A 17,118-nucleotide genomic window follows, 5' to 3' on the forward strand; every position below is an offset into this window, starting at 1 on the left:
CCGTTCTTCCTTTCGTTGATCCGGACGCATGCGTCCCGGCGGCGCGTTACTTCGTCTTCTCGCCGAAGCCGACGCTCGACAGGCAATCGGGGTTGCGCTCCGCGAACCCGAACACGAGTTCGCCCCATGCGGTCTCCGAGCGGAATGTCGTTTCCTCGTTCGGCGAGCGCCCCGACGGCGCACCGGCGATGCGCATCCCGGCAAAACGCCCCTTCACGTCGTCGCGACGGATGCAACGGCCGGACAGCGTCAACGTGAGCGCCCCGCGCGCGTCGCCTTCGTTGCTCGTCCGCAGCACGATTCGCTCGATCCGCGTGCCGTCGTCGAGCGCGATCGGGACCCCGTCGCCGTTGCTCCAGAACGTGAAGTATTCGTTGCTCGATTCGGTACGGGCGAGCGTCGTGTGAAGCAGGTGCTCGACGGGCTCACGCCGGATCGGCTGATGGGCACCGAGCTGGTCGATCAATTGCCAGAGACTGAGTTGAACGGTTGTGTGCATCTTCTTCGATCCCTCCGAACAGGCCGGCGTCACGCCCAGCGACAGTGCGAGCAACAGCGGTGCGACGATCGCAGCGCCACGGCCGCGCTTAGTGGGACGGGTAGTTACGGTCATACCAGCTTCCGTAGTAGGTTTGATAATTGACATACTGGCCATTGACCGGCACGGACGCATATTCTCCGGTGCCGTAGACATGGCCGATCGCGGCGCGCGCCGCGCTTGCGTCGCCGTCATGCAGGAACCGGTTGTACGCTGCGTTGTAGGCCGGCGCATTGTCCGGATTGCCGGCGATACTGATGTTCGGGCCGCCGTGCGCAAGAATTTCGCGCTGCACCTTGATGTTGTTCATCGTGGCCGCGCCTTCATCCGCCAGTTCGCTATTGACGTAGCTGGTTCTGGATGAATAGTCCGGCGTGCCCTGATACAGCGCATGGCCGGTCTCATGCGCGAGCCCCTGGACCACGGCCTTCGGATTCTCGCGGTCGGCGCCGTCGATCACGATCGTCGGCGGATGGCCGCTCTTGTTCGTGGACGAGCCCTGATTCGCGGGGCCATACTCGATGTGCCAGCCGTCCTTCTGCAGTTTCGCGATGTCATGTTCGAGCGTAGGCGATTTCGCGGCGAGCTGGTCGACACCGGGGCCCAGCCCGGTCGTCACGGCCTTCTTCCCCGCGGCCTTTCCGTGCTTCTTCCCATGACGGGGCGCAGCCGCCGCGGCGCCACCACCGCCGCCTCCTCCTCCGGCCACCGGCGCCGCGAGATCGGGCGCCGGCGCGCTCGGGTCGGTGACGGGCACGAGCGGCGGCGATGCCGGCCCGGTCGCCCCGTCGGGATTCAGGTCGACGCTTTGCGAACCGAGCACGACGACGCGCGTGCCGTCGATCACGATCTGTCCGTCTGCCGACAGCGTGATCTTCGCCTTTCCGCATTCGAGGATGATCGATTGCGAGCCCTTCACATGCACGTGCTCGGTATCGGATTCGATCTGCACGGGGCCCTTCGCCTTGAGCGCCATGTGCTGTTCCTGCGCATGCAGGATCACGGCCGTCTTTGCGGTGTGCTGAATGTGCTCGTCCTGCGACTGCACGGAAATCGCCTTGCGCACGATGTTCGCGTGCTGGCCCTGCGAGACGATATTCGTCTGGTTCGGGCCGTTTACGACCGTCACGTGATTGTTCTGGACGGTCGTGGCCATATCCTTCTGACTATGGATATTGACCAGTTCGTCGCCCTTCCTGTCGTGGATCACGATCTCACAGAACCCGCCCCCGCCCGGCGTGGAATTGCTGTGGAAACCCATCTGGTGCGCACCGTCGGGTAACGCATACGGCGGCGTCTGCTCGGCGTTGAACATGCGGCCGACGATGATCGGCCGATCCGGGTCGCCGTTCAGGAAGTCGACGATGACTTCCTGGTTCACGCGCGGAATCGCGACGGTTCCCCAGCCGCGTCCCGCCCACGGCTGCGACACGCGGATCCAGCAGGAACTCTCGTGGTCGTTCTTGCCGTAGCGGTCCCACGGAAACTGGACCTTGATGCGGCCCATCCCGTCGGTATGGATTTCCTGCCCCTTCGGGCCGACCACGATCGCGCTCTGCGGTCCGGGCATGATCGGCTTCTCATGCTGCCGCACCGGACGATACGGAATCTTGCTGCGGATCAGCGTGAGCGTGCTGCGGAAACTGCCCGGTTGCGTCGACGCATCGTCGAAATTGTTCTTGGCGTCGATCTCGATGCCGACGACGAGGAATTCGTTGTCGTCCTGCTTGGCCGGATCGAACCAGAAGTGCCCGTCGATCCTGAACTTGCGGCCGACGGTGAGCCCGCGGCATCCCGATTCGCCCCGGAACACCTTGGCCTGCCACTCGTATACCTCGAGCCGGCGCTTGGCTTCCGCCTCGCCCTCGCTGGCGTCCTTGTACGCGAATGCAGAATTCCCGTCGTATACCTCGAGCTTCGGCGCGTTGCCTTGGTCGGCCAGCGTCGGCAACTCGACGTATGGCCGACTCTTCGGGTGCTTGTAGTCGAAGGTATGCAGCGCGACCACGCCCGGCTGGGTTTCCCGGCTGGCCGACAGCGCGGTCAACCGGTCGGCCTGCTGCACGCCGCTCGCCGCGTTGTAGGTGACGACGGGATCGTGCGCCTGATCGGGGCACGACGTCGAGTCGTCGGCGATCACGAGCGTGTGACCGTCCTGCCGATATTCGAAGTAGTAGAACAGCCCGTGCCGCTCGAGCAGCCGGCTGACGAAATTCAGGTCGCTCTCCTGGAACTGGACGACGTAATCCTCGGACTTCAGTTCCTGCTTGATGTGCGTCTGGTAATCGACCAGCGCGCCGTAATCGGCGAAAACCTTGCGCAACACGTCGAGCACCGTGACCTGCTGATAGATGCGACTGTTGACCCGCTTGCCGAGATACCACAGCCACGGCACCAGCTCGCCGCGGTAATGCGCGATGCCGCCGTCGTTGCGTTCGAACCCGAAGCGCACCAGATAGCCGTGAATCTGCCGCTCCGATCCGTCCCGCAGCATGATATTGACGGCGACCGCCCGATTCAGCACGTCCTTCAGATCGATCGACGGATTTTGCGTGATCAGGTCCAGCGTGTAGCTCGGCATCTGCGACAGCGCTTCGCCCCCCTTGATCGCCGCGATCGAGAGCGCGCGGGAGCCGGTCAGCGACGACTGGAATCGAAGCAGACGGGTCGTCTCGCTGAACGGCAACGCCGATGCCGCGGCGGCGGACGGGCCGGGCGCCTGGCCCGGCATGAAGAATTGCGGCTCGGACGCGAGGTCGGAAAGCGGTTGCCCGGACAGCGGGTGATCGTCGGGCGGCGCGGCGGCGGCCATCGGCGACGGCGAGGCAAGCGCCGCCCCCATGCCGGACATCACGCCGGAAGCGAGTTGCCCGGCGAACGGATTCAGCATGCCTGCCGCCGGGGCGGCCATCGACGCCGCAATCTGGGCCGGATTGCCGCCGGCGGCCAGCGCCTGCATGACGGCCGACGCGGTCGGCGCAATCTTGCCGACCACGGGATTCGCCGCCGACGCCATTTGCATCGCGCCGGATGTCAGCGCGCCCGCAAGCGGAGACGATCCCGCGGATTCGGCTACCCCGACGCTTCCTGGCATCTCTTTCATGGGCCCTCTCGCTTTCTTATTTCTGGTTACCGCGACGCATGCGGCGCGGCTCTACTGCATGTCGATCCGAAATAATCATTTCGAAACGGACGTTCGCCGGGATATGCTTCTTCGATTTTTTCCGCGATCTCCGAAACAGCATTCGCCAATACAACGGCATCGGAGCAAACCGATATTTCCCGCTCGATATATGTCTCTTTTATGGCGGAGATTATCTATCTCTCCAGACAAGCGGCGCCATCATAACGGCACGACTCACACCCGTCCATACTTTCAATTAAGCTTCCCACTCGAATATTTCCGTGTTTTCTCGACGCGTAATTTTGACGTTTCCGCAATGCAGCACGGCACAATTTTCCGAACACTGTGATGATCGCGCGCCAGCGATTCAGAAAACTCGCGACCCGCGAGAATCGCGCCAGCGCATCCGGGATTTCCGAAATCACGAGAAATCCAAAATCGCGGCGCATGGCATCGACTGCATGCGCCGGCGATGAATTCGTCTCTCTGTAAACGCACGGTCCGATTTTCGCCGCCGAATATGTCGGGTAATCCAGCGATGCCCGGAAATTCAATTCGCCCGCACCGACGGCCATCATGCTCCGCGCCAGCGCGCACCACACGGGTCGTGTGCGACTGACGATCGTTGCGTCGCCCGCGCTCGGCGGAGGTATCCTTGGGTTCCGAACCGCATTCGCGTCAAAACGAAACGCGGCCCCCTTCGCCCAACCATTGCATCTCGGCATCCTCCATGGACTTCGACGTCATCGTTCTAGGCGCGGGCATCATCGGCGTCTCCGCCGCGCTGCACCTGCAGGATCGCGGCCGCAAGGTCGCTCTCGTCGACCGCGGCGCGCCCGGCGAAGGCACGAGCTTCGGCAACGCGGGGCTGATCGAGCGCTCGTCGATCGAACCGTATCCGTTCCCGCGCAGCCCGTTCACGCTGATGCGCTATGCGCTCAACCGCTCCACCGATCTCTATTGGCACAGCGCGTCGCTGCCCGCGTTCGCGCCGTGGCTCGCGCGCTTCTGGTGGGAATCGGCGCCGCTGCGTCACGCGGCAGCCTCGCGCGACATGCTGCCGCTGATCGAGCGCTGCATCGTCGAGCACGACGCGCTGATCGCGCGCGCCGGCGCCGGCGAACTGGTGCGCGCCAGCGGCTGGATGGAAGCGTTCCGCACGCCGGCCGCGTTCGAGCGCGCGGTCGCCGATGCGGGACTCACCGCGCGCCGCCACGGGCTCGGCATCACACCGCTCGATGCCGCGGCGCTTCGCGCACAAGAACCGAGCCTCGCCGCGGGCTTCTGCGGCGCGCTGCACTGGCTCGATCCGAAAAGCGTCGTCGATCCATCCGCGCTCGTCAAAACCTACGCGCAACTCTTCGTGCAAGGCGGCGGCACGCTGCTCACCGGCGATGCCGCGAGCCTCGACGCACTATCGCCCGGCTGGCAGATCGCGACGGACGACGGCAGGATCGCCGCGCCGGCCGTCGTCGTCGCGCTCGGCCCGTGGTCCGACACGGTGTTCGGCAAGTTCGGCTACAAGATTCCGCTGCGCGAGAAGCGCGGCTATCACATGCACTACGCGCCGTCCGAACGCGGCGCGCCGTCGGCGCCGATCGTCGATCGCGAATACGGCTACGTGATCGCGCCGATGCGGCGCGGATTGCGGTTGACCACCGGCGTCGAGATCGCCCGGCGCGGCCTGCCGCCGACGGGCGTGCAGCTCGATCGCGCGGAACGCGTCGCGCGCCCGGTGTTCGGCTTCGGCGAGCGGCTCGACCCGCACCCGTGGCTCGGCTTCCGGCCGTGCACGCCCGACATGCGGCCGGTGATCGGCCCCGCGCCCGCGCATCGCGGGTTGTGGTTCTCGTTCGGGCACAACCATCACGGGTTGACGCTCGGCCCCGTCTCCGGCCGCCTGCTGGCCGAGATGATGACCGGCGAGACGCCGTTCACCGATCCGACACCCTACCGCGCCGACCGCTTCTGATGCCGATCGCCCGCGCTCAGTCGAGCGCGCGGCCGAAGATCCGGATCACTTCGTCGAGATGCTCGGCCATCGCGCGGCGCGCGGCCTCCGGGTCGCGCGCGCGGATCGCGTCGAGGATCGCGCGGTGTTCGAGCTCCGACCGATGCGGCATGTCGTTCGGCATGTACAGCGACTGCAGCCGCTGGAACATCAGGTCGTACTTGTGCGCGAGCAGCTGCTTGATCATCAGCGCATACGCGGGGTTGTCGCTCGCTTCCGCGATACGGATATGGAACAGCCGGTCGCCCGGATGCGTGAGCGAGCCGCTGCGGTTGTCTTCCTGGTTGCGCAGGAACGCCTCGTGAATCCCCTCGATCTGCGCGTCCGAGCCATGTTTCGCGGCGAGCGACGCGGCTTCCGGCTCGATCAGCCGGCGCGCCTGCAGCAGCGCGAACGGCGGGATTTCGGTATCGAGGTCGATCGCGATGCCGAGCTCCGGATCGATTTCGACGATCGAGAACGGCGCGACCGTCGTGTCGATCTGCGGTTGCGGTGCGGTGGCCGCCTCGGGCTGGCGCACCTTCACGCCGTCGCCGACACGCACGCTGACGAGACCGTTCACCTCGAGCGCGATCAGCGCCTCGCGCACCGACGTGCGCGACACGCCGAACTGCTCGGCCAGTTCGCGCTCGGGCGGCAGGTAGCTGCCCGGCGGGAAGTCGCCTGACTCGATCATCGCGCTGAGCTTGTCGGCGATCTGCTGGTAGAGGCGGCGGTTCTGAATCGGCTGGATGGACATACGTTGATACAGGTAAGCGGTTGCGTGGCGGACGGTCTGACGAATGCGGGAGCGTCAGGCCGTTCGCGCCTATTCTATATGCCGGGCTTCGTATCGCCCGGCACCGCATAGCACCGCGCGGCCGTACCGCCCCACAACGCGTCGCGCTCGGCCGCCGACAACCGCGCTTCGGCCCAGCGTTCGACCAGCGACGCCACTTCGTCGTACGACGCCGCGAGCAGGCACACGGGCCAGTCCGAACCGAACATCAGCCGCTGCGGGCCGAACGCGTCGAGCGCCGCGTCGAGGCATTGCTCGATGTGGCGGATGTCCTGCCCGCGCAGGCCGCGCCGCCAGTCCGCTTCGGTCACAAGCCCCGACAGCTTGCACACGACGTGCGGCAGCGCGCCCAGCTCGCGCAGCCCGGCGCGCCAGCGGGCGAGCGCGGTGTCGTCGCGGTCGAACTCGGCGAGCGCGGGCTTGCCCGCGTGATCGAGCACGAGCCAGTGCGCATCGTGCCGCGCGCAGAACGCGCGCACGTCGCGCAACTGACGTTCGAACACGAGCACGTCGTACACGTAGCCATTCGCCTGCAGCCACGCGACGCCGCGATTGAACGCGGGATCCGCGACGAATGCGCCGACGTCGGCTTCGTCCTGCAGCAGGTGACGAAAGCCGCGCAGCTTCGGGCTGCGCCATTCAGCGATACGGTCGGCGAGCGCCGGCGCACCGAGGTCCTCCCAGCCGACCACGGCCGCGATGCGCGCTTCGTCGCGGGCGAGATCGAGCAGGAACGCCGTCTCATCGCGTCCGACACGTGCCTGCACCGCGATCGACGCGCCGAGCGCCTGCGCATGCATCTGCGGCCACAGCGCGTCGGGCATGTAATCGCGGGCGAGCACGCCCATGCCGGCGCCGATCCACGGAAAGTCGGCCGCGCGATAGCGCCAGAAGTGCTGATGAGAATCGATGCGCACTGCGCCCATGGTGTCCTCGCGTTTCGCCGTCGTTCGCCGTGTCACGTCACGTTCAGTCGTACAACACCGCCGTGATTTTCGGGTCGTCGATGTTGGTCTTGTCGTACCAGTAGAAACCGGTATCGATGACCTTCGGCAGCTTCTCGCCCTTGATCGCCTTCACGGCCGCCTCGACGGTCTTGTAGCCGATCCCGACCGGATTCTGCGTGATCGCGCCGGCCATCATCCCGCTGCGGATCGCGTCCTTCTGCTGCTTGCCGGAATCGTAACCGATGATCACGACCTTGCGCTTCATCTCGCGCACGCCGTTCACCACGCCGATCGCCGAGCCTTCGTTGGTGCCGAACAAGCCCTTGAGTTTCGGGTATGCCTGCAGGATCGACTTCGTCACTTCGGTCGATTTCAGCTGGTCGCCTTCGCCGTACTGCACGGTCACGATCCGCACCTTCGGGTGCGCCGATTTCATCCGTTCGAGAAAGCCGTCGCGGCGATCGATGCCGGTGCGGCTCGTCTGGTCGTGCGCGACCACGGCCACCTCGCCCTCGTCGCCGATCAGCGCGGCGAGCTTGTCGGCGGCAAGCGCGGCGGCGGCCTTGTTGTTGGTCGCGGCGGTCGTCACCGGGATGTCGCTGTCGACGCCCGAGTCGAACGCGATGACCGGGATCTTCTCGGCCTGCGCCTTCTTCAGGAGCGGCAGCGCGGCCTTGCTGTCGAGCGCCGCGAAGCCCAGCGCCGCCGGTTTCTTCGCGATCGCGGCGGACAGCATGTCGATCTGCTTGTCGACCATCGCCTCGGTTTCGGGGCCTTCGAACGTCACCTTCACCTTGTAGTCCTTCGCGGCCTGCATCGCGCCCGCCTTCACGGCCTGCCAGAACTGATGCTGGAAGCCCTTCGAAATCAGCGGGATGTAGGTTTCCTGCGCCTGCGCGCCGGCCGTCACGCCCACGGCGAACGTCAGTCCGACGATCGCGTTCAACACCTTGCTCCTGATCACTTCGCGTCTCCTTGGTTGGTATCGACTGAAATGCCGGACGGGCCGGCGGTGAAGCACATGGGTGTTCGTGCGTGCGTCAGCGGCGGCGCCGGCGCAGGATGTCCACGTAGACGGCGAGGATGATGATCACGCCCGTGACGACCGTCTGCCATTCCTGCGCGACCGACATGATGCGCAGGCCGTTGGTCAGCACGCTCATGATGAACGCGCCGATGATGGTGCCGACGATGCTGCCCGCGCCGCCCGACAGCGACGTGCCGCCGATCACGACGGCCGCGATCGCATCGAGCTCGTAGCCCTGCCCGAGCGCGGGCTGCGCGGAATTCAGCCGCGACGCGATCAGGAGCCCGGCGATCCCGCACACCGCGCCGCTGAACGTGTAGACGGCAATCTTCCACGCGTCGACGTTCACGCCGGACAGGCGCAGCGCTTCCTCGTTGCTGCCGAGCGCGAACGTGTAGCGGCCGAAGATGGTCCGGTTCAGCACGATCGACGCGCCGACCGCGACGAGGAACAGGATCAGCACGGCGTTCGGAATCGGCAACGCGGGAATCAGGCTGCCGATCAGCGAATCCTGCGCGATCGACGTGAAGCCCGGCGTGTCGTTGAAGTAGATCGGCCGCGTGCCCGAAATCACGAGCGACAGCCCCTTGAGCAGCATCATCATCCCGAGCGTCGCGATGAACGGGGGCACCTTCATCTTCGCGATCACGAAGCCCGACACGCTGCCCGACAGCGCGCCGAAGCACAGCGCGGCCAGGATGCCGAGCGGCAGCGGCATGCCCCAGTTCGTCAGCACGACGCCGGCCATCACCGCGCAGAACGTCATCAGCGTGCCGACCGACAGGTCGATGCCCGACGTGATGATCACGTAGGTACACGCGACGGCCAGCACGCCGTTCACGGCGGTGGCCTGCAGGATCGCCACGAGGTTGTCGACTTCGAGGAAGTTCGACGACGCGAAGCTGAAGAACACGATCAGCAGCACGAGGCTCGCGAACGCGAGCAGCTTCTGCCGCGCGGCCGGGTTGAAGAAGCGCGACTTCAGGCTCGATGCGGCGGCCGGCGAGTCGCCGGTGGCAAGGGGCGGGACGGGATGCGTATCGTTTGACATGGTCGGTAGGCCTAAGGATCGGCGTCTGAATCAGGACAATACGGTCGACTCGCGCTGCGTCGCGAGCTGCATGATCTTTTCCTGCGTGGCGTCGGCCGCGCGCAATTCGCCGGTCACGCGCCCTTCGCACATCACGAGAATCCGGTGGCTCATGCGCAGCACCTCGGGCAACTCCGACGAGATCATCACGATCGCCTTGCCGTCGGCGGCGAGCGCGTCGAGCAGCTTGTAGATCTCGCTTTTCGCGCCGACGTCGATGCCGCGCGTCGGCTCGTCGAAGAACAGGATGTCGCAGTCGCGCAGCAGCCACTTCGCGATCACGATCTTCTGCTGGTTGCCGCCCGACAGCAGGCGCGCCGGCTGCGCGACCGACGGCGTGCGGATCGCGAGCTGCCGCACGTACGACTGCGCGGTGTCGCGCATCCCGCGCGCATCGAGGAACATGCCGCGGCGCACGAAGCGCTGCATGCTCGACAGCGCGATGTTGTTCTGCACGTCCATCCCGACCGCGAGCCCGAAGTGCTTGCGGTCTTCCGACAGATAACCGATCCCGTGCGCGACCGCGTCGGCCGGCGTGCGGATCGTCACGGTCTTGCCGTGCACGCGAATCTCGCCCGCGTCGACCGGATCCGCGCCGAACACCGCGCGCGCGACCTCGGTGCGGCCCGCGCCCATCAGCCCCGCGAAGCCGAGAATCTCGCCGCGTCGCACCGTGAAGCCGACGTCGCGGATCGCGCGGCCGCGCGACAGCCCGCGCACTTCGAGCGCGACCTCGTTGGCCGACGTATCGGGCGGCGTGCGGAACGTCGTATCGAGCTGGCGGCCGACCATCATCGCGATGATCGCGTCCATCGACGTGTCCGCCATCGGCATGGTCGCGACGTACTTGCCGTCGCGCATCACTGTCACGCGATCGGCGATCTGGCGCAGTTCGTCCATCTTGTGCGAGATGTAGACGATGCCGACGCCGTGCGCGCGCAGGTCGCCGATGATGCGGAACAGCTCGGCGATCTCCGCGTTGTTCAGCGCGGCGGTCGGCTCGTCCATGATCAGCACGCGCGAGTCGAACGACAGCGCCTTCGCGATCTCGACCATCTGCTGCTTCGCGACCGTCAGCCGGCCGACCGGCGTGCGCGGATCGAGATCGAGCCGCATCCGCGCGAAGATCGCGGCCGCGTCGCGGTTGAGCTGGTCCTCGTCGACGAACACGCCGAAGCGGCCGCGCGGCTCGCGCCCGATGAAGATGTTCTGCGCGACGCTCAGGTGGTTCATCAGGTTCAGTTCCTGATGGATGATGCCGATGCCGAGCGCCTGCGCGGCGCGCGGATCGTCGATCTCCACCGCGCGGCCGTCCATCCGGATCTCGCCTTCGTCCTTCTGATAGACACCGGCGAGAATCTTCATCAGCGTCGACTTGCCGGCGCCGTTCTCGCCCATCAGCGCGTGGACTTCGCCGGCATGCAGGTCGAACCGGCAATCGTCGAGCGCCTGCACGCCCGGAAAACGCTTGCCGATGCCGGTCAGCGCAATCAGCGCGGCGGGTGCGGCGGTCGGGTTCAGATCGGGTTGCATGGCTCGATGCCCTCAGCCGATCGCGCGATCGAGATGCGTATAGCCGCCGTCGACGAACAGCCACTGGCCCGTCGTGTGCGACGCGCGGTCCGACAGCAGGAACACGGCCGTGTCGGCGATCTCGTCGGCGGTCGTGAAGCGCTTGCCGAGCGGCACCTTGCCGGCGATTTCCGCGAGCTTCGCTTCGGGATCGTCGAAACCGGCGATCCAGGTCTGGTAGAGCGGGGTCATCACCTCGGCCGGAATCACGGCGTTCACGCGCACGCCGTCGTCGCGCAATGCGACGGCCCATTCGCGCGTCAGGGCGAGTTGCGCGCCCTTCGATGCGCAATAGCCGCTCGTGTTGCCCTGCCCGGTGACGGCCGTCTTCGACGAGATGTTGACGATCGCGCCGCGCGTCGCCTTCAGATGCGGCACGCAGTAATGCGCCATCACGTAGTAGTGGACCAGGTTGCGTTCGAGCGATGCGACGAACGCGTCGCGCCCGGCATCGAGCCCGACGCCGTCGTTGATGCCCGCGTTGTTGACGAGGCCGTCGATGCGGCCGAAGCGCGCGATGGTTTGCGCAACCGCGTCGCGGCACTGCGCGTCGTCCTGAAGTTCGACGGACATGCACGCGGCGCGCGGCTGCTTGCGCGTGAGTTCGCGCCAGAAGCCGTCGTCCGGCGAGTGGCGCGCGAATACCACCGGAATCGCGCCTTCGCCGGCCAGCCGCATCGAGATCGCGGCGCCGATGCCCGACGCGCCGCCCGTCACGATCACGATCTTGTCTTGCAGATTCAAATCCACTTCGCGTCTCCGTCGTTCATGTTGTCGCCGCGCGGGCCGCGCGCGGTGCATCGCGCGTTCTCGTGCCGCATGCCGCGTGCCACGCGCTTCAGCCGCGGAATCGATACCGTTCCAGCGATTCGGGCTTCATCTCGATCGAAAAGCCGGGCGCCGTCGGCGGCAGGTACGCCGCGCCGCGCACGACGCACGGTTCGACGAAATGCTCGTGCAGGTGATCGACGTATTCGGTCACGCGCCCTTCCTTCGTGCCGGAGATGCACACGTAGTCGATCATCGACAGATGCTGCACGTATTCGCACAGCCCGACGCCGCCCGCATGCGGACACACCGCCAGCCCGTACTTCGCGGCCAGCAGCATCACCGCGAGAATCTCGTTCACGCCGCCGAGCCGGCATGCGTCGATCTGTACGACGTCGATCGCGCCGCGCGCGATGAACTGCTTGAACAGCACGCGGTTCTGGCACATCTCGCCGGTCGCGACCTGCACCGGCGCGATCGCCTCGCGGATCTTGCGATGCCCTTCGACGTCGTCGGGGCTCGTAGGCTCCTCGATGAACCACGGTTTCGCGAAGGCCAGCTCGCGCACCCAGTCGATCGCCTCGTCGACTTCCCACACCTGGTTCGCGTCGATCATCAGCTTGCGGTCCGGACCGATCACCTCGCGCGCGATCGTCACGCGACGGATGTCGTCCTCCAGGTTCGCGCCCACCTTCAGCTTCACGTAGTCGAAACCGGCGTCGACCGCCTCGCGGCACAACCGGCGCAGCTTGTCGTCGCTGTAGCCGAGCCAGCCCGCCGACGTCGTGTAGCACGGGTAGCCTTCGCGCTCGAGCGTCGCGATCCGCTCGGCCTTGCCCGGCGCCTGCCGACACAGCAGGTCGAGCGCCTCGTCCTGCGTCAGGCAGTCGGTCAGGTAGCGGAAATCGATCGCACGCACGATTTCCTCGGGGCTCATGTCCGCGACGAGCCGCCAGAGCGGTTTGCCGACCGCCTTCGCCCACAGGTCCCACACCGCGTTGACGACGGCGCCCGTCGCCAGATGGATCGCGCCCTTGTCGGGGCCGATCCAGCGCAACTGGCTGTCCGACGTCACGTGCCGCCAGAAGCGGCCCATGTCCTCGCGGATCCAGTCGAGGTCGAGGCCGACGACGAGGTGACGCATCGCGTCGATCGCCGCGCAGCAGATTTCGTTGCCGCGCCCGATGGTGAACGTGAGCCCGTGGCCTTCGAGCCCGTCGTGGTCGGTTTCCAGCACGACGTACGCGGCCGAATAGTCGGGGTCCGGATTCATCGCATCGGAGCCGTCGAGCTGCTGCGAGGTCGGGAAGCGCACGTCGAGGACGCGCATCGATCGAATGATAGGCATGACGAACGGTCCGTAAAAGGAAATCAGGCCTGCACGGTGCGCTGGCGCTGCTCGCCGAGCCCGTCGATGCCGAGCGTGATCACCTGCCCGGCGCGCAGATAGACCGGCGGCTTCTGCCCGAGGCCGACGCCCGGCGGCGTGCCGGTCGAGATCACGTCGCCCGGCTGCAGGCTCATGAAGCGGCTCAGATAGCTGATCAGATGCGGCACGCGGAACACCATCGTCGCGGTCGTGCCGTTCTGGTAGCGGTGGCCGTCCACCTCGAGCCACAGCCGCAGCGCGTGCGGATCGGGCACTTCGTCGGCCGTCACGAGCCAGGGCCCAAGCGGGCCGAACGTGTCGTTGCCCTTGCCCTTGTCCCACGTGCCGCCGCGCTCGAGCTGGTATTCGCGCTCCGACACGTCGTTCACCACGCAGTAGCCGGCGACGTGCGACAGCGCGTCGGCCTCGTCGATGTAGCGGCCGCCCTGGCCGATCACCACGCCGAGCTCGACTTCCCAGTCGGTCTTCTCCGAGCCGCGCGGAATCTCGACGTCGTCGTTCGGGCCCGAGATCGCGCTCGTCCATTTGCCGAACACGACCGGCTCCTTCGGGACTTCCATGCCCGATTCGGCCGCGTGGTCGGAATAGTTGAGCCCGATGCAGATGAACTTGCCGACGCGGCCGACGCACGCGCCGAGTCGCGGCGCGCCTTCGACGAGCGGCAGCGACGACGGGTCGATGTCACGCAGCCGCGCGAGCGACGCGGGTGTGAGCGCATCGCCGGCGATGTCGTCGATCACGCCCGACAGGTCGCGGATCTTTCCCTGCGCATCGAGCAAGCCGGGCTTTTCGTGGTGTTTGTCGCCAAATCTCAGCAGTTTCATGTCGTGTGAGGAAACGGAAAGTGAATGGAACGGCGCGGTCGGCCAGACGCGGTCAGTTCGACCAGCCGCCGTCGATCAGGTGAATCGCGCCGGTCGTGAACGACGCCTCGTCCGACGCGAGATACAACGCGAGCGCGGCCACTTCGTCCGCGGTGCCGATACGGCCCATCGGCTGGCGCGCGACGAACGCCTCGCGCACGGTGTCGGTCGACACCTGACGCGTGCGCGCCTGCTCGGCGATCCGCTGTTCCAGCGACGGCGACTCGATCGTGCCCGGGCAGATCGCGTTGCAGCGGATGCGCTGCTCGACGAAATCGGCGGCCACGGACTTGGTCAGGCCGATCACGGCCGCCTTGGTGGTGCCGTAGACGAAGCGGTTCGGCACGCCCTTCACGCTCGACGCGGCCGACGCCATGTTGATGATCGACGCGCCGCCCGCCGCCAGCATCGCCGGCAGCAGCGCGCGGATCAGCCGGTACATCGACGTGACGTTGAGGTTCAGCGAGAACGCCCACGCGGCATCGTCGCAATCGAGGATCGAGCCGTGGTGCACGAACCCCGCGCAGTTGAACAGCACGTCGAACGCACGCTCCTGCGCGGCGAGTGCCGACACGTCGCCCGCATCGGTCACGTCGAGCCGCCGCGTGGCCAGCCTGCCGCCCGCGCGTTCGGCGTCGGCCGCGAGTTGCGCGAGCGCGGCTTCGTTGATGTCGGTCGCCAGCACGTCGGCGCCCTCGCTTGCGAACCGCAGCGCGGTCGCGCGGCCGATACCCTGCCCGGCCGCCGTCACCAGCGCGCGCTTGCCCTGCAATCTCATAAGCACCACTCCTGTAGAAGCCGGCCGAGCCGACCAATTGGCACAAAGGACCAAAGGTCCAACCAATCATAGGAACAGATTCCGGATTTGTCACGATCGCGTGATTCAGTATTTTCCCGAACGGCAAAATCGGGCCGGCGGGCGGTGCGAGGTACTTCGGTTACCGTCTTTTTCCGATTCCGGAGCGCAATCACTTGCCCCGCAAAGCCAATGCCGGCGCGGGTTTGCGCCGGCCTCGGGCGCCTGTGTCGCGCCGCCGTCGCGGCGAAACTGACAAAAAAGTCATGTTCCCGTCAGGGTGTCAACGGGGGACGCGCGCGATCATGGCGTTGCCGGACCGCGCTGCCCGGACCACCGCACCCCGCCCGTCGCAGATCCCTGACGGGCACCTCCGTCCCCCGCGGTGTCCACGTGACTGAGCGAGCAGACATGGTGGCGCGGGCCGATTTTCCGCCCCGGGCGTTCGCGTCCGGGGCGCTTTTGTCGTTGGTTTTTCAAGAAAATGCGCGTCGATTGTTTCTAAATCGGCAAAAGGTAATTTGAGCCAGACAGGATGTTTTTTCCGGTCACAGACGCTTACATTTAGCGCACCACTCATGGAAACCGCTACGGAATCGCCGTTGGGTAGTGACATCCACTGCCACGGCCGAAACCGCACGAGCTTTAGGAAACGGCAAATGAAGGCCTCCAAATCCCTGCCTGTGCTCGATCCCGCCGACGTCCACGTCGAAATTCTGGAACGCTCCGATACGCTGCTCGTCGTCCGCTGGGTCGAACCCGGCCGCTGTCACTACGGCGAACAGCGCTGGCGCCGCCGCTTCGCGCAGCGCACCGGCACCTGCGCGCTGTCGCGCCAGGTCATCCAGCGCGGCGACGAAGTCTTCCGCCCGGCCGAGCGCCCGGCACCGGCAAACGCGGCCGCGATGATCTCCGCCGCCGAAGTGCTCGCCCTGGCCGGCAGCCGGTAACGCCCGTCGCGCGACGCGCAAGCCGGCCTAGAACCGCCGGTCTAGTTCCTCCGCTTGTCTGCCCCGCCCGCGCGGACTATCGTTACAGCATTCAATGTAACGATTACACGTCGTGGCGCACCGGCCACGCCGATGGAGGCAGACATGCATGCATGGAGCGCGCGCCACGTCCCGGCGCAAGGTGGCAAAGTCGCGGTCGTGACCGGCGCCAACAGCGGACTCGGCTGGCAGATCGCGGAAACGCTGGCCGCCAAGGGCGCGACGGTCGTGATGGGCTGCCGCGATGCCACGCGCGGCGCGCAGGCCGCCGATGCGATCCGCCGATTCCATCCCGCTGCCCGGGTCGAAGTCGATCCGCTCGACCTCGCCGATCTCGCGTCGATCCAGCGCTTCGCCGCCGACGTCTCCGACCGCCACGGCCGCGTCGACATCCTCTGCAACAACGCCGGCGTGATGTTCCTGCCGCTGCGACACACGCGAGACGGCTTCGAGATGCAGTTCGGCACCAATCACCTCGGCCATTTCGCGTTGACCGGGCATCTGCTGCCCGCGCTGCGCGCCGCGCGGCGCGCGCGGGTCGTGACGATGTCGAGCGGCTTCAACCGCGGCGGCCGGATCCGCGTCGACGACCTGCGGGCCGAGCGCGGTTACAACCGTTATCTCGCCTACTGCGACAGCAAGCTCGCGAACCTCGTGTTCGCGATCGAACTGCAGCGCCGCTTCCAGCGCGCGGCGTTCGCGGGCATCAGCGTCGCCGCGCATCCCGGCTATGCGGCGACCAATCTGCAGTTCGCGGGCCCCGCGATGGACAGTTCGCCCACGCGCGCCGCGTTGATGCGCGCGGCGAACCGTTATCTCGCGCAACCGGCCGATCAGGGTGCGCTTCCCGCGATTCACGCGGCGACGTCGCCCGACCTCACCGGCGGCTCGTACATCGGACCGTCCGGCTGGTTCGAGTCGCGCGGCCTGCCGGCGCCGGCGAGCGTGCCGCGCGCGGCGCGCGATGTGGCGACCGCCGCGCTGCTGTGGGAGGCCTCCGAAGCCGCAACGGGCGTGCATTTCCTGAGCTCCGGCGTGGCCGCGGGTCGCCCGCCCGCCACGCCGTTCGACACGGCGACCGAGGTGCGTTGAATCACGCGCAGTTCTCCTCAACATTTGCCATGCTTATTACACTCGCAGAAATGAAAGCTTGGTGAAAGCATGGTTGAACGGCTGACTGTTACCAGTCCGGAAACAATCTATCGTCAAAATCAGCGTTTACCCT

15 protein-coding genes are annotated in these 17,118 nt (G+C 66.5%); 3 read left to right on the top strand and 12 right to left on the bottom strand.

Annotation, left to right across the window (positions count from 1 at the left end):
* Positions 1 to 46: 46 nt before the first annotated feature.
* The 3 genes from WS45_RS25485 to WS45_RS35255 all read right to left on the bottom strand — a co-directional run bounded on the left by WS45_RS25485 (position 47) and on the right by WS45_RS35255 (position 4,240).
* Positions 47 to 613, bottom strand: a complete 567-nt coding sequence (locus tag WS45_RS25485) for a hypothetical protein (protein WP_156437274.1) — start codon at positions 611 to 613, stop codon at positions 47 to 49.
* Positions 588 to 3,533, bottom strand: coding sequence for a type VI secretion system Vgr family protein (locus WS45_RS36440; RefSeq protein WP_156437275.1), 2,946 nt, complete (start codon positions 3,531 to 3,533; stop codon positions 588 to 590). Before WS45_RS36440 ends, WS45_RS25485 begins: the two co-directional genes overlap by 26 nt.
* 323 nt (positions 3,534 to 3,856) lie before the next feature.
* A complete protein-coding gene (locus WS45_RS35255; RefSeq protein ID WP_156437276.1) occupies positions 3,857 to 4,240 on the bottom strand; it encodes a hypothetical protein in 384 nt (127 codons plus the stop codon).
* A gap of 152 nt (positions 4,241 to 4,392) precedes the next feature.
* On the opposite strand from WS45_RS35255, the gene WS45_RS25495 reads away from it, so the two are divergent.
* The gene (locus tag WS45_RS25495) at positions 4,393 to 5,634 is read left to right on the top strand and encodes an NAD(P)/FAD-dependent oxidoreductase (RefSeq protein ID WP_059702305.1); all 1,242 of its coding nucleotides are present in this window, start codon (positions 4,393 to 4,395) and stop codon (positions 5,632 to 5,634) included.
* A 16-nt stretch (positions 5,635 to 5,650) separates the two neighbouring features.
* Here WS45_RS25495 and WS45_RS25500 read toward each other — a convergent pair whose 3' ends face one another.
* From WS45_RS25500 to WS45_RS25540, 9 genes are all read right to left on the bottom strand, one after another.
* The gene (locus WS45_RS25500) at positions 5,651 to 6,412 is read right to left on the bottom strand and encodes a FadR/GntR family transcriptional regulator (protein WP_059534261.1); all 762 of its coding nucleotides are present in this window, start codon (positions 6,410 to 6,412) and stop codon (positions 5,651 to 5,653) included.
* A gap of 74 nt (positions 6,413 to 6,486) precedes the next feature.
* A complete protein-coding gene (locus tag WS45_RS25505; RefSeq protein WP_059702307.1) occupies positions 6,487 to 7,377 on the bottom strand; it encodes an amidohydrolase family protein in 891 nt (296 codons plus the stop codon).
* Positions 7,378 to 7,420: 43 nt separating this feature from the next.
* Complete coding sequence (locus tag WS45_RS25510) at positions 7,421 to 8,362, bottom strand: ABC transporter substrate-binding protein (RefSeq protein WP_059534259.1); 942 nt, start codon at positions 8,360 to 8,362, stop codon at positions 7,421 to 7,423.
* 76 nt (positions 8,363 to 8,438) lie between these two features.
* Positions 8,439 to 9,476 carry an ABC transporter permease gene (locus tag WS45_RS25515; RefSeq protein ID WP_059702309.1) on the bottom strand — a complete coding sequence of 346 codons (1,038 nt, stop codon included), beginning with the start codon at positions 9,474 to 9,476 and terminating at the stop codon, positions 8,439 to 8,441.
* A 30-nt stretch (positions 9,477 to 9,506) separates the two neighbouring features.
* Positions 9,507 to 11,048 carry a sugar ABC transporter ATP-binding protein gene (locus WS45_RS25520; RefSeq protein ID WP_059702311.1) on the bottom strand — a complete coding sequence of 514 codons (1,542 nt, stop codon included), beginning with the start codon at positions 11,046 to 11,048 and terminating at the stop codon, positions 9,507 to 9,509.
* Between the two features lie 12 nt (positions 11,049 to 11,060).
* Entirely contained in the window at positions 11,061 to 11,837 is a 777-nt protein-coding gene (locus WS45_RS25525; protein ID WP_059702313.1) for an SDR family oxidoreductase, read from the bottom strand.
* Between the two features lie 88 nt (positions 11,838 to 11,925).
* Entirely contained in the window at positions 11,926 to 13,203 is a 1,278-nt protein-coding gene (locus WS45_RS25530; protein ID WP_059702316.1) for an L-fuconate dehydratase, read from the bottom strand.
* A 23-nt stretch (positions 13,204 to 13,226) separates the two neighbouring features.
* On the bottom strand, positions 13,227 to 14,069 hold the full coding sequence (locus WS45_RS25535) for an ureidoglycolate lyase (RefSeq protein WP_059692054.1): 843 nt from the start codon (positions 14,067 to 14,069) through the stop codon (positions 13,227 to 13,229).
* A gap of 52 nt (positions 14,070 to 14,121) precedes the next feature.
* Positions 14,122 to 14,886, bottom strand: a complete 765-nt coding sequence (locus tag WS45_RS25540; protein ID WP_059534356.1) for an SDR family oxidoreductase — start codon at positions 14,884 to 14,886, stop codon at positions 14,122 to 14,124.
* 677 nt (positions 14,887 to 15,563) lie between these two features.
* Here WS45_RS25540 and WS45_RS25545 point away from each other — a divergent pair.
* Positions 15,564 to 15,854 carry a DUF3331 domain-containing protein gene (locus WS45_RS25545; protein ID WP_044847789.1) on the top strand — a complete coding sequence of 97 codons (291 nt, stop codon included), beginning with the start codon at positions 15,564 to 15,566 and terminating at the stop codon, positions 15,852 to 15,854.
* 144 nt (positions 15,855 to 15,998) lie between these two features.
* A complete protein-coding gene (locus WS45_RS25550) occupies positions 15,999 to 16,985 on the top strand; it encodes an oxidoreductase (protein WP_059702445.1) in 987 nt (328 codons plus the stop codon).
* Positions 16,986 to 17,118 lie beyond the last annotated feature (133 nt).

Origin of the sequence: Burkholderia sp. RF2-non_BP3 (assembly GCF_001522185.1) — a bacterium.
GTDB classification, from domain to species: domain Bacteria; phylum Pseudomonadota; class Gammaproteobacteria; order Burkholderiales; family Burkholderiaceae; genus Burkholderia; species Burkholderia diffusa.

What these genes read in the sequence shown, in the direction of transcription:
- WS45_RS35255 (WP_156437276.1), bottom strand. Translation starts at nt 4,240, where the DNA reads ATGATGGCCGTCGGTGCGGGCGAATTGAATTTCCGGGCATCGCTGGAT.
- WS45_RS25500 (WP_059534261.1), bottom strand. Translation starts at nt 6,412, where the DNA reads ATGTCCATCCAGCCGATTCAGAACCGCCGCCTCTACCAGCAGATCGCC.
- WS45_RS25540 (WP_059534356.1), bottom strand. Translation starts at nt 14,886, where the DNA reads ATGAGATTGCAGGGCAAGCGCGCGCTGGTGACGGCGGCCGGGCAGGGT.
- WS45_RS25495 (WP_059702305.1), top strand. Translation starts at nt 4,393, where the DNA reads ATGGACTTCGACGTCATCGTTCTAGGCGCGGGCATCATCGGCGTCTCC.
- WS45_RS25535 (WP_059692054.1), bottom strand. Translation starts at nt 14,069, where the DNA reads ATGAAACTGCTGAGATTTGGCGACAAACACCACGAAAAGCCCGGCTTG.
- WS45_RS25545 (WP_044847789.1), top strand. Translation starts at nt 15,564, where the DNA reads ATGAAGGCCTCCAAATCCCTGCCTGTGCTCGATCCCGCCGACGTCCAC.
- WS45_RS25515 (WP_059702309.1), bottom strand. Translation starts at nt 9,476, where the DNA reads ATGTCAAACGATACGCATCCCGTCCCGCCCCTTGCCACCGGCGACTCG.
- WS45_RS25485 (WP_156437274.1), bottom strand. Translation starts at nt 613, where the DNA reads ATGACCGTAACTACCCGTCCCACTAAGCGCGGCCGTGGCGCTGCGATC.
- WS45_RS25550 (WP_059702445.1), top strand. Translation starts at nt 15,999, where the DNA reads ATGCATGCATGGAGCGCGCGCCACGTCCCGGCGCAAGGTGGCAAAGTC.
- WS45_RS25505 (WP_059702307.1), bottom strand. Translation starts at nt 7,377, where the DNA reads ATGGGCGCAGTGCGCATCGATTCTCATCAGCACTTCTGGCGCTATCGC.
- WS45_RS25530 (WP_059702316.1), bottom strand. Translation starts at nt 13,203, where the DNA reads ATGCCTATCATTCGATCGATGCGCGTCCTCGACGTGCGCTTCCCGACC.
- WS45_RS25520 (WP_059702311.1), bottom strand. Translation starts at nt 11,048, where the DNA reads ATGCAACCCGATCTGAACCCGACCGCCGCACCCGCCGCGCTGATTGCG.